At 70.7% G+C, this 12054-nt stretch carries 11 protein-coding genes; 7 read left to right on the top strand and 4 right to left on the bottom strand.

Annotation, left to right across the window (positions count from 1 at the left end; genetic code table 11):
* The first annotated feature begins 53 nt into the window (after positions 1–53).
* The 3 genes from cobO to NWFMUON74_RS11070 all read left to right on the top strand — a co-directional run bounded on the left by cobO (position 54) and on the right by NWFMUON74_RS11070 (position 2573).
* On the top strand, positions 54–668 hold the full coding sequence (cobO, locus tag NWFMUON74_RS11060; protein ID WP_187687726.1) for a cob(I)yrinic acid a,c-diamide adenosyltransferase: 615 nt from the start codon (positions 54–56) through the stop codon (positions 666–668).
* Between the two features lie 31 nt (positions 669–699).
* Positions 700–2172, top strand: a complete 1473-nt coding sequence (locus tag NWFMUON74_RS11065) for a cobyrinic acid a,c-diamide synthase CobB (RefSeq protein WP_187687727.1) — start codon at positions 700–702, stop codon at positions 2170–2172.
* Between the two features lie 68 nt (positions 2173–2240).
* A complete protein-coding gene (locus NWFMUON74_RS11070) occupies positions 2241–2573 on the top strand; it encodes a cobalamin biosynthesis protein (protein WP_232110956.1) in 333 nt (110 codons plus the stop codon).
* A gap of 9 nt (positions 2574–2582) precedes the next feature.
* Here the strand turns inward: NWFMUON74_RS11070 and NWFMUON74_RS11075 are convergent, their stop codons facing one another.
* Genes NWFMUON74_RS11075 through NWFMUON74_RS11085 form a run of 3 tightly spaced genes read right to left on the bottom strand, consistent with a single transcriptional unit; the run spans position 2583 to position 5918 of the window.
* Complete coding sequence (locus NWFMUON74_RS11075; protein WP_232110957.1) at positions 2583–3620, bottom strand: DUF2293 domain-containing protein; 1038 nt, start codon at positions 3618–3620, stop codon at positions 2583–2585.
* Positions 3621–3637: 17 nt separating this feature from the next.
* Positions 3638–4741: an Rv3169 family protein gene (locus tag NWFMUON74_RS11080; protein ID WP_187687729.1), complete on the bottom strand. Its 1104-nt coding sequence runs from the start codon at positions 4739–4741 to the stop codon at positions 3638–3640.
* Between the two features lie 22 nt (positions 4742–4763).
* Positions 4764–5918, bottom strand: coding sequence for a phosphotransferase family protein (locus NWFMUON74_RS11085; RefSeq protein ID WP_232110958.1), 1155 nt, complete (start codon positions 5916–5918; stop codon positions 4764–4766).
* A 394-nt stretch (positions 5919–6312) separates the two neighbouring features.
* Between NWFMUON74_RS11085 and NWFMUON74_RS11090 the strand changes: the two genes are divergently transcribed.
* A complete protein-coding gene (locus NWFMUON74_RS11090; RefSeq protein ID WP_232110959.1) occupies positions 6313–7650 on the top strand; it encodes a DoxX family protein in 1338 nt (445 codons plus the stop codon).
* 3 nt (positions 7651–7653) lie between these two features.
* On the opposite strand, the gene NWFMUON74_RS11095 is transcribed toward NWFMUON74_RS11090, so the two are convergent.
* Positions 7654–8619: a poly(ethylene terephthalate) hydrolase family protein gene (locus tag NWFMUON74_RS11095; protein ID WP_187687730.1), complete on the bottom strand. Its 966-nt coding sequence runs from the start codon at positions 8617–8619 to the stop codon at positions 7654–7656.
* Between the two features lie 80 nt (positions 8620–8699).
* Here NWFMUON74_RS11095 and NWFMUON74_RS11100 point away from each other — a divergent pair, with 80 nt between their 5' ends.
* From NWFMUON74_RS11100 to NWFMUON74_RS11110, 3 genes are all read left to right on the top strand, one after another.
* The gene (locus tag NWFMUON74_RS11100; protein WP_187687731.1) at positions 8700–9107 is read left to right on the top strand and encodes a PPOX class F420-dependent oxidoreductase; all 408 of its coding nucleotides are present in this window, start codon (positions 8700–8702) and stop codon (positions 9105–9107) included.
* Between the two features lie 92 nt (positions 9108–9199).
* Complete coding sequence (gene cobA, locus NWFMUON74_RS11105; RefSeq protein ID WP_187687732.1) at positions 9200–10459, top strand: uroporphyrinogen-III C-methyltransferase; 1260 nt, start codon at positions 9200–9202, stop codon at positions 10457–10459.
* An 85-nt stretch (positions 10460–10544) separates the two neighbouring features.
* The gene (locus NWFMUON74_RS11110; RefSeq protein ID WP_232110960.1) at positions 10545–12035 is read left to right on the top strand and encodes an MFS transporter; all 1491 of its coding nucleotides are present in this window, start codon (positions 10545–10547) and stop codon (positions 12033–12035) included.
* Positions 12036–12054 lie beyond the last annotated feature (19 nt).

Raw genomic sequence — 12054 nt, forward strand, 5'->3', positions numbered from 1 at the left:
GTCTCGATGTGGCACCGTGGAGCGGCAGCGCAGGTGCGAGAAGGAGCGAATTGATGCCCAAGGGTGTTCCGGAGACGATTCCCGACGACGGACTGACCACCCGGCAGCGGCGCAATCAGCCGGTTCTCGCGGTGCACACCGGGCCGGGCAAGGGCAAATCGACCGCGGCGTTCGGCATGGCGCTGCGGGCCTGGAACCAGGGCTTCGACGTCGCGGTGTTCCAGTTCGTCAAGAGCGCCAAATGGAAGGTGGGGGAGGAGGCGGCGTTCCGCGCCCTCGGCCGCCTGCACGAGGAGACCGGGACCGGCGGGGCGGTCGAATGGCACAAGATGGGCGAGGGCTGGTCGTGGGTGCGCAAGGCGGGGACCGAGCAGGACCACGCCGCCGCGGCCCTGGCCGGTTGGCGGGAGATCTCGCGACGCCTCGCCGCCGAGCAGCACCGGTTCTACGTGCTCGACGAGTTCACCTATCCGTTGAAGTGGGGCTGGGTCGACGTGGACGAGGTGGTCGAGACCCTGCGTACCCGGCCCGGCAACCAGCACGTGGTGATCACCGGCCGCGACGCCCCGCCCGCGCTGCTCGAGGCCGCGGATCTGGTGACCGAGATGAGCAAGGTCAAGCACCCGATGGATGCGGGGCGCAAGGGGCAGCGGGGCATCGAGTGGTGAGGTCGGTCCCACGGTCTCCCGGGCGCGGGGGATGTCGGTGAGCACTCCCGCGGTGGTGATCGCCGCGCCCGCCTCCGGGAGCGGGAAGACCACGCTCGCAACGGGTTTGATCGGTGCGCTGCGGCGCGCGGGGCATCGGGTGGCGCCGTTCAAGGTGGGGCCGGACTACATCGACCCCGGCTATCACGGGCTCGCCGCGGGACGGCCGGGGCGCAATCTGGATCCGGTGCTGGTCGGTGTGGACCGGGTGGTACCGCTGTACGAGCACGGCGCTCGCGACTGCGATATCGCGGTGGTCGAGGGCGTGATGGGCTTGTTCGACGGCCGCATCGACGACAACCGGGCGGCAGCCGTCGCGGAAGGGTCGACCGCGCAGGTGGCGGCGCTGCTCGGGGCCCCGGTGGTGCTGGTGGTGGACGCCCGTGGCCACAGCCAGAGTCTCGCCGCGCTGCTGCACGGATTCGCCACCTTCGACAGCGGGATACGGCTCGGCGGCGTCATTCTCAACCGCGTCGGCAGCGAACGGCACGAGGAGGTATTGCGCGCGGCCTGCGACCGGGTCGGCCTCCCGGTGCTGGGAGCACTGCCCCGCATGGCCGAATTATCGGTGCCTTCCAGGCATTTGGGCCTCATTCCCGCCGTCGAACATGGTTCCGCCGCTCGAACCGCAGTCGATGCGATGACCGAACTCGTCGCGGCGCACGTGGACCTGCCCACCCTGGCACGGCTCGCCGCAGTACGCGCTTGCGCCCCGGAATGGAACCCGGCCGCCGAGTTGCGCTCCGGGGTGAGCGGTGCGATCCGCTTGCCCGACAGCGATATTTCGGCCGAGAGCGATACGGCGGCCGAGACCGTGGTGGCGGGCAGCGCGTTCGCATCGCCGGTCATCGCGATGGCTGGGGGCGTGGCGTTCACATTCGGGTATGCCGAGCATCGGGAGTTGCTGGAGGCCGCCGGGGCGACGGTCGTGGTATTCGATCCGCTGCGTGACGAACTGCCCACCGGCACAGCGGGTTTGGTGCTTCCGGGCGGGTTTCCCGAGGAACATGCCGCTGCGCTGGCTGCCAATGAACCGTTGCTGACCGCGGTTGCCGCGGCGGCGCGACGTGGGATGCCGATCCACGCCGAGTGCGCCGGACTGTTGTATCTGACGCGTTCGCTCGACGGTCACCGCATGGCGGGAGTCGTCGACGCCACGGCGGAATTCGGCTCCCGCCTCACCCTCGGCTACCGCGACGCCGTGGCACTCGGCGATTCGCCGCTGTGGACCGCCGGTACCCGCGTCCGCGGCCACGAGTTCCATCGCACCCGTCTGGTGACCGCCGACATCGCCGCCCCCGCCTGGGCCTGGCGCGCGCCCCACGGCGAGACCGTCCGCGAGGGCGTCCTGACCGAGCGAGTCCACGCCTCCTACCTCCACACCCACCCGGCCGGAAACCCCCGAGCCACCACCCGGTTCGTCATCACAGCCGCCGACCACGCCGCCCGCCGAGCCGACGCGTGAACCACCCTCGGCCTGCCCCCGATCGGCCGCCACCGAACCGCGGAACGGACGAGGGAGTTGTCGTCGGGGTGGGGTTTCGGCCCGGCGCCGAGGCCGCGGTGATCGTTGCGGCGGTGCGGGAAGTGGTGGGAGGCAGGTGGTTACGATGTCTGGCGACCGTTGAGCGGCGGGCCGGGGAGCAAGGGCTGATCGGGGCGGCGGAGGAGCTCGGGGTGGAGATCGTGTCGTTCCCGGCGGAACGGCTGGCAGCCGTCCAGGTGCCGAATCCGTTGTGCCGCACGGCGACTGCGGTAGGCACACCCAGCGTGGCGGAGGCCGCGGCCCTGTGTGCGGCCGCCGACGGTGAGTTGCTCGTGCCGAAACGGGTGCTACGCGGTATCACGGTGGCGCTGGCTCGCTGAGTCGCGGGCTCAGTCCCGCAGTCGCCAGGATTCCAGGACGCGGTCGAGGGCCGGGCGGATAGCGGTGCGGGCGTCCATGCGGGGGACACCGTCCATGAGGAGACGGTCGTAGTCGGTGTCGCGGTGGCGGACGGAGGCGATGACGGCGAGGGTGATGGCCTCCGGGTCGAGGAGCTTGGCGGCGGCGCTGCGGCCCACGCGACCGCTGCCGCGGACCGCGGCGTGGGCGGCGATCTCGTCGGCGCGGTCGGCGGGGCAGCGGGGAAACAGGCGCACGATCTCCGCCGCCATCCGGGCCTGGAATTCGACGTCCTGCGCGGCGCGCCGGACCCGGTCGCGGTCGCGGCGTCGGGCCCGCAGGTCCTCGTCGGCCAGGCACTGCTCCTCGGCGCGGGCGAGCGCGGCCTCCTCGACCAGGATGCCCTGCCGCTCGTAGCGGCGGCGGCGCCTGTTGAAGCGCATCACGACCGCGGCCAGGGTGCTCTCCTTCTTGGCCCGCCGGCTCAGCGCCGCGTCCCCGGCGGGCAAGAACTCCAGGTGGTCGAGGTCGGCGCAGGTCAGGCAGAGCGAGCCGGCGGTGGACATGATCAGATGCGGTCCGGTTTCGCCGCATTCGACGCAGGTCCACTCCTCCTGCGCTTCGACCACCACCAGATCCGGCGCCTTGTTCTGCCGCCGGACCAACTGCTCGCGCCGGGCGGCGCTGAGATCGCCCGACAGCCAATGCATCCGGAACGCGGCGTCGTCGCCCTCGGTGAGGAACCGCAGCGGCTGCCGATCCCGGGTGCCCGACATGTACGCGGTCTCGCTGGCGGTCAGGCCCCGGTCGTGCGCCCAGTCGCGGAGGATGTCCACCGCGTCACCGAGCCGCCGCCCGTCCACGGCGGCGAGTTGCTCCAGCGAATCCGCCCGGCCCTGCCGCCACCGATCCACGTGACTCGAATGCACCCAGCCCACACCGGTGAACACATCGATCGCGGACACGTACTGCTGCCGGGCCAGCACCGCCTCCGCCGCCTCGACCACCCGCCGCCGCAGTTTCGACACGTCGGTGAACACTAGGGCTACGGCGCCACCGAGGTCCAGTCGGCGAAGCCGGTGGGGTCGTGGCGGCCCAGGCTGGCGTGTTCGAACAGACCCCAGCCCTCGGCTCCGTTGCAGCGCGCCTGGGCGACGTGGTCGATCACGCCCCACGGAACGCGCCCGGCGACGGCCGGATCGGTGAGGTCGTAGCTGTCGCTCGCCGACCAGTCCGCGCCCCGCCACTGGCCGTGCCCCCAGTCCGGGTCCCCGCCGTACCCGCAGCCGATGTGCAGCGCCATGAAGGTGCGCGGGGTGATCTCCACCTCGAGCGGTTTGCCGTCCGCCGCGGTCAGTTCCAGCCGCGCGGCGACCGGAATCCTTGTCCCCGAGCGATATTCGATGTGCACCCGCGGCCAGCCGAGCTGCTCGACCCGGCCGTCCGGCCAGACCCGGGTGGCGTCGTTGAGGGTGCGGAAGCCGTCGGGGTTCTCCTGCACGATCACCACGATCGCGAAGTCGTCGAACCGCAGCGGCACGTACAGCCACCAGAAGCCGCCCGCCCCTTCGGCATTGGCGCGTCCGGCCGGTTCCGCCTCGCCGACGGGCCGGATCCCCCACGAGCGGTCCCGCGTCCCGGTCCACACCCGCGGGTCGACGGCGATGTCCGTGCCGTCCACGCACAGCGTTCCCGCCCACGAACCGACCTGCGCGAACCGCGACGCGTCGATGATCGGGCGAGCCCCCGCGAGGATCAGGTGCGGTTGCTCCTGCACGGCGGGAAACGCGCCGGTCCAGGTGAGGTCGAAGCCCAGATCGTCGTGCTCGCAGACGATTCGCAGCCGCCGCAGCGGTTCCAGCACCTCGATGCGGTACCCGCCGACGCGCTGCTCCAGGCTCCGTTCGGACAGCGCGTCGGAGAACCGCACCGTGCGCTGCGTATCGCCCCGGCGCACGGCGGCGTAGGCGTCGACCACCCCCAGGTTCGGGTACACGCCGAAGCCCGTCACCAGCAATGTTCCACCGTCACGGTCGTGGGCGTTGAAGTAGCTGCGGTCGTAGAAGTTCCGGTCGCTGCTCGCCACCCGGGCCAGCGACAGCGGAGTCTGGTGGATGGGGTATTCGTCCAGTGGTACCGGCGCGGACATGCTCGCTCCTGTTCGAGATCGGTCAATCCCAGTCGTAGGTGCCGGCGAGCAGGGCCTCCAGGCTCGGCCGGTGCATGACGTAGTCGTCGCGGTCGTCGGTGTCGGTGTCCTCGCCGAAATGGATCATCCGGCGCTTGATGCGGGCCATCACGATCCCGTGCCGCAGCGCGGCGTAGATCACGTACCAGTCCAGATCGCGCACGGTGTGGCCGGTGCGCTGCTCGTAGTGGCGCACCACGTCGTCGCGGCGCAGGTAGTCGGGCAGGCCGGGCTGATCGAAGCGGACGGCGAGATCCTGGAAGAAGCGGTGGATGAAGATGATCCAGGCGATATCGATCTCGCGCGGCCCGAGCGCGGCCATCTCCCAGTCGAGGACGGCGACCGGGTCGAAGTCGCGGTAGATGATATTGCCCGGCCGGGCGTCGCCCCAGTTGAGCACGTCCGGACCCGGATCGGCGGGCCAGTGCGCCTCCAGCCAGTCGAAGGTCCGCTCCAGCAGCGGAATTCGGTATCCGTCGTCGGCCAGCGCCCACCGATACCAGGCGCGCTGTGCGTCGACGTGGCGGCGCAGTGCCGAACCCGGCCCGTCCAGCACGGGAAACTTCGCGGCCGGGTCGGGGATGGCGTGGATCCGGGCGATGATGTCGACGGTGTTGCGGGTCAGCCGCAGCCGTTGCTCGGGCGTCGCGTCGAACAACCAGCCGACGAACACGTACGGCGGGTTGTCCTCGGGGATTCGCCCGTCGACCCGACGCATCACGAAGAACGGCGCGCCGAGCACCGAGTCGTCGGGCTCGAGCCAGCATAGCGGCGGCACCGGCACATCGCTGTGCTCGGCCACGCCGGACATGACCGCGTACTGGGTGGCGAGATCGTAGGTCTCGAAGACCGGGAACGACCCCTCCTCGGGCGCCATGCGCACCACGTACGAACCGCTTGCGGCCCGGCCGTCCACCTCCCATTCCGCGTCGAACAGCACCGATGAACTCGACATGCCACCCGCCTGCGGACGAGACGCGCCGGTGATCCGCGGCGGGGAGTCGCAGCCCAGCCGCGCGCCCAGCCACTCGGTGAGGCGGCCGGTCAGGTCGTCGAGGTCGCGGGCGCTGGTGGTCAGCTGCCGTCGTCGGCCGGGGTCGGATTCGGGCTCGGCCGCCATGGCGCGTCCTCCTGGCATGCGAAAACCATTGGGTGCCAACGTGTTCCGCGCAGCTCCGAGTGAGCGGCGACGGGCGTGGTGGATGAAATGTAACGCGTTCTACCTCGCCGTGGGCCGGAATCCGGCGACGAGATTCACCGCGTCCGGTCACCGGGACGGCCGATTGCCGCACCGGCGTCCTCGTACCCGGGTATCGGGCCGCATCCGCTCCTCACCCGGAGGTCGGTCCGGCATGTCGATCCTGCGGGGGACGCGCTACCCGGGATTGCGCACGTAACCTCCCTTGATGTCGGCGGATCGGCCGAACGGCGTACACCGGGGTCCGGGTACGAATCGGGGTCCTCCCCGAGGTCCGCGGCGCCCCGCGGTCCGTAGGTTCGACGGGCGAGGTTTTTCCGGAAAGGGGACGAGCGTGGGCGCAATCGCGACAGCGGCGGAACCGGTGGCGGCGCAATCGGAGGCCGAGGACCGACCGCACCGCGGCTGGCATCCGGCGACGCGGATCGCGTTCCGGTTCACCTTCCTGTACTTCGGACTGTTCTGCCTGGTCTATCCGCAGCCGGTGTACGAATTCGTGGGCTGGTTCGGCACCTGGCTGCCGGACGAGGCGGTGCTGTGGCAGGTGCGCGTGCTGGAGCCCGCGCTGACCTGGGTGGGCCGCACGGTCTTCGGCGCCGACGTGCGCCTGCACTTCAACGGCAGCGGCGATCAGGGCATCTTCTGGGTGCTGCTGTTCTGCCTGCTGGTGATCGCGGTGGCGGGCACGCTGATCTGGACGCTGCTGGATCGCCGCGCGGAGTACCGGCGGCTGTCGGGCTGGTTCCTGCTGTTCCTGCGGTTGTGCGTGGCCGGGCAGATGGTGAACTACGGTCTGGCCAAGGTGATTCCGACCCAGATGCCGGCGCCGGCGCTGACGACGCTGCTGGAGCCGTACGGCAATCAGCCACCCTTCGCGGTGCTGTGGAACCAGGTCGGGGTGTCGCCGGTGTACGAGATCCTGCTCGGCTCGGCGGAACTGCTGGCGGGGCTGCTGCTGTTCCTCCCGCGCACCGCGGTGCTCGGCACGATGCTGACGCTGGTCAGCATGGCGCAGGTGTTTCTGCTGAACATGACCTTCGGGGTGCCGGTGAAGATCCTGTCCGGGCATCTGCTGCTGATGAGCCTGGTCCTGCTGGCCCCGGAGGCGCGCCGGTTGACCGAGGCGCTGGTGCTGAACCGCGCGACCGGCCCGTCCGCCGCGCCGTATCCGTTCCGGACGGTCCGGTCCCGGCGGATCGCCGCGGGCATCCAAATTGCGCTCGGGATCTGGGTGACAGCCTCGGTCGCGCACTTCAGCTGGGGGTACTGGCAGGACAGCGGCCCGGACCGGCCGAAGCCGGCGCTCTACGGCATCTGGTCGGTGTCGGAGTTCACCCGGGACGGGCAGCCGGTGCCGCCACTGCTCACCGACGAGAACCGTTGGCGCACCGTGGTGGTCGACTATCCCGGCATGATCAGCTACCAGCGCATGGACGGCACCATGGTGACCGTCCCCGGAAATGTCGACGCCGCGACGCGACGCATGGAACTCACCGGCGGACCACAGCAACCGGCCGCGCTCACCTTCGAACAGCCCGCCCCCGACCGGGCCGTACTGACCGGCGAGCTGGGCGGACACCCGGTGACCATCGCACTGCAGCGCGTCGACCCCGACGCTTTCCCGTTGCGCAGCACGAAGTTCCAGTGGGTGCAGGACGCGCCCGCCGAGTGAGGATCAGCGGGCCGCCGCGCCGACCTGATTGGCCCAGTTGGGATTCGGCTGATAGAACTCGCCGGATCCCGGAGTGAAGGCGCCGAGCGCGTAGGCATCGCCCCGCAGCTGCGCCACCAGCCAGGCCGTGGGATATCCGAGATAGCCGAAGACGCCGGTGGTGCACGGCGTCGAGGCCGAGGCGCAGTCCGGCTGGCCCTGGACATCGTTGTGGTTGGCGCGCACCAGCGTTCCCCACGCCTTGGTCACCGAGGCGGGCACGGCGTCGTAGTAGGCGCGGTTGGACTGCAAACCCGCCGGTTGCCACGGTGGCTGGTGCGACGGCGAGATCAGCGCGTCGTCGGCGCCGTTGACGAACAACACCGAACCGCCGCCGAGCCTGCGGGTGTCGGCACACCGGGCAGCGTCCTTGCAGAACGCCTGCGCCGGAAGTTCCAGCGGGACAGCGGTTCTGATCAGCCCACCGGAGTCCGCCAGGGCGTTGAGCACGCCGGTCGCCCCCTGCGAGTGGCCGATCGCGCCGACCGCGCCGGTATCGAGCCGGTCGTGGAAGACGCTGGCCGGATCGGCCGCGGCATCGATCAGATACCTTGCTGCGCTGATGATCTCGGCCCCGGACCCGGTATTGCGGTTCTGCGTGGCGACCACCACGAAACCCCAGGACGCCAGGTGCTCGAGCAGGTGTGTGTACTGGCGGGGCACGGCGTTGGTGCCGTCACCCCAGGTGATGATCGGATGCCGTATCCCGGCCGCGCCCAGGTTCGCCGGGTACCAGACGTCGAAGGCGGCGCCGGTGGCGTCGCAGCAGCCGAAACCGGGCTGCGCGGTGACCGGCCACGGGCCGCGCTGGGAGAACACCGTCTCCACCACCCCGACCGGCCGATAGGGCGGATCGGCGTGCGCGACCGGCGCCGCGGCCAGCACCGACGCGGACAGGGCCACCAGGATCCGGAAGACGCCTCGTCGCATAACCGGAGCATAGAAGCAGACCGCCCGGACCGCGCGCGACCCGCGGAATAGGCGCGCGCCGTGCAGGGTTCGTTCCGAAGGTGACAGCCGAACTTTCCGACGAACTGAAGAAGCACCTCGACAACGAGAAGGTGTTCGCCACGATGGCCACGATCGGCCGCGACGGTCAGCCGCACCTCACCGTCAACTGGATCGAACGTGACGGCGACGAACTGCTGTACTCCACCACGGTGTCGCGGCAGCAGTACAAGAATCTCGCCCGCGACCCCCGGATCACCGTCCTGATCAACCCGCCCGAGACGCCGTACCTGTACGCGCAGATCCGCGGCACGGTCACCATCACGCCGGACCCGGCGCGCGAGATGCCGGACCGGTTGTCGCTGAAGTACACGGGCAAGCCGTACGCCGAGTTCAACCCGGCCTCCGCGACGGACGCCGACCGCGTGATCGTGCGCATCACCCCGACCAAGGTGCTCGGCCGCTTCTGAACCGCACCGCGGCGCACCGGCCGCGGTGAGCCGTGTGACGGTTGCGTGGGCGATTGCCGGACTCATCGGCGCAGGCCGTAGGCTCGAACCTTGTGCCGAACACGCCAGCCGACCCGCATGCAGGAGACCCGAACTACTTGGTCGGGCTCGATCTCGCCGGCCGCCGCGTCGTCGTGGTGGGCGGCGGGACCGTCGCCCAGCGCCGGCTCGGGCTGCTGATCGCGTCCGGGGCCGACGTGCACGTGATCAGCCGCGCCGTCACCCCGGCCGTGGAGGGCATGGCGGCCTCCGGGCAACTGACCCTGCAACTGCGCGACTACGCCGACGGCGATCTCGAGGGCGCCTGGTACGCCATCGCCTGCACCGACGAGCCGGAGACCAACGCCGCGATCGTCGCCGAGGCCACCGGCCGCCGCGTCTTCTGCGTGCGCGCCGACAACGCCCGGCTCGGCACCGCGGTCACCCCGGCCACCGCCCGCTACGACGGCATGACCCTCGGCGTGCTGGCGGGCGGGCAGCACCGACGCTCGGCCGCCGTGCGGACGGCCCTGCTGGAGGCGTTGCAGTCGGGGGTGGTGTCCGACGAGGCCGCGCCACCCGCGCCCGGTGTCGCGCTGATCGGCGGCGGCCCGGGCGACCCGGACCTGATCACGGTGCGCGGGCGGCGGCTGCTGGCGCAGGCGAATCTCGTTGTGGCAGACCGGCTCGCGCCCCCGGAACTGCTCGCCGAACTCGGACCCGACGTCGAGGTGGTCGACGCCGCGAAGATCCCGTACGGGCGCGCGATGGCGCAGGAGGCCATCAACACCACCCTCGTAGCGGGCGCGAAGTCCGGCAAGTTCGTGGTGCGGCTCAAGGGCGGCGACCCGTACGTGTTCGGCCGCGGCTACGAGGAACTGGAAGCCTGCGTGGCGGCCGGGGTGCCGGTCACCGTGGTCCCCGGTGTCACGAGCGCGATCTCCGTGCCCGCGCTGGCCGGGATCCCGGTCACCCATCGCGGCGTCACCCATGAGTTCGTGGTGGTCAGCGGGCACATCGCGCCGGATCATCCGGATTCGCTGGTGGATTGGCCCGCGCTGGCGCGACTGCGCGGAACTCTCGTGCTGCTGATGGCGGTGGAGCGCATCGAGCAGTTCGCCGACGCGCTGCTGGCGGGCGGCCGTCCCGCCGACACCCCGGTCACCGTCGTGCAGGAGGGCAGCCTGCGCACCCAGCGCGTCCTGCGCGCCGACCTCGCCAGCGCCGCCGAACGGGTTCGCGCCGAAGGCATTCGCCCGCCCGCCATCATCGTGATCGGACCGACGGCGGGCTTCACGGCCGCGGTTCCGGACGAGGCCGCGGCATCGTCGTGACGTCCTACTGGTCAGTAGGGGTGCGTGCGGTGGGCGCGCGCACGGGGCGGGGTAGGCCGTCGAGTATCCGTTACAGTGACTCACTGTGCTCGATAACCCCGCCTCGACGACGAGATATCCGGTGACGACGCGGGCCTTCGGGTTGCCGATTCTGGTACTCAGCGGTCTGAACCTGATGGTGATCCTGGACGGCACCATCGTCATCCTGGCGCTACCGCGGCTCCAGGAGCAGATGGGCCTGTCGAGCGGCGGCAGCGCCTGGACGGTGACCGCCTACGGCCTGACCTTCGCGGGCCTGATGCTGCTCGGCGGGCGGCTCGGCGATCTGTTCGGCCGCAAACGGGTGCTGGTGATCGGCGTCGTGATCTTCACGCTGGCGTCGCTGGCGTGCGGGCTGGCACAGGACGAGGTCATGCTGATCGTGTCCCGCGCGGTGCAGGGTCTCGGCGGCGCGATCGCCGCTCCCTCCGCGATGGCGCTGGTGGTCAGCACGTACGCGCCCGGACCGGTGCGCAACCAGGCGATCGCGATCTTCGGGTCCATGCAGGCGATCGGGTCGGTCGGCGGCCTGGTGATCGGCGGCGCGCTCACCCAGCTGGATTGGCGCCTGGTGTTCTTGATCAATGTGCCGATCGGTGTGCTCATCGTGGTCGGCGCGCTGTTCGTGCTGCGGGATACCACCCATCACCGCCTGGCACTGGACGTTCCGGGTTCGGTGCTGGGCACGGCGGCGTGTGTCGCGGTCGTGTTCGGCGCGACGGAAGGTCCCGCGCTGGGGTGGGACAGCCCGGTGATTCTCGGGTCCCTGCTCGGTGGTGTGCTGCTGCTGGTGGCCTTCGTCCTGGTCGAGCGGACCGCGGAGAATCCGGTGCTGCCGCTGTCGCTGTTCCGCGATCGCGATCGCGCGGCCACCTTCCTGGCGCTGCTGCTCGGCTCGGGCGTGCTGGCCGGGATGACCTACTTCGTTGCGCAGTTCCTGCAGAACGTCATCGGGTACAGCCCGCTGGTCGCCGGTCTGGCGTCGATCCCGTTCACCCTCGGCGCGGGCGTGGGAACGGCGGTGGCGTCCAAGGCGGCCATGGCCGTTCGGCCGCGCTGGCTGCTGCTGATCTCGGCGATCGTGCTCGCGGCGGCCGGTGTGTACGGGGCGACCCTGGACGGCGGCGTGGAGTACGCGCCGACCTTGCTGATCCTGTTGCTGGGCGCCGGATTCGGTGTCGGTCTCGTGATCGTCGTCGCGCCGCTGTGCCTGCTGGTCGGCGTGCCCACGACGGAGGTGGGCCCGCTGACGGCCATCGGGCAGATGATCTTCAATCTGGGCACGCCGCTGGCCATCGGCGTGCTCAGTCCGATCGCCGCCTCGCGCACACTGTCGCTGGGCGGGCGGACCGGCCGGGCCGCGAATATGACCGATGCCCAGATCTCGGCGCTGAGCAGCGGCTATACCCTCGTGCTCCTCGTGTGCGGCATCGGTGCGGCGCTGGTCGGCCTGATCGCGCTGACCCTGCGCTACACGCCCCAGCAGCTCGCCCAGGCGCAGCACGCGCAGGAGGAAGCGCAGCAGGCCGGGCCGTAGCTTGAGCTATTTCGCCCGC

The organism is Nocardia wallacei, assembly GCF_014466955.1.
GTDB classification, from domain to species: domain Bacteria; phylum Actinomycetota; class Actinomycetes; order Mycobacteriales; family Mycobacteriaceae; genus Nocardia; species Nocardia wallacei.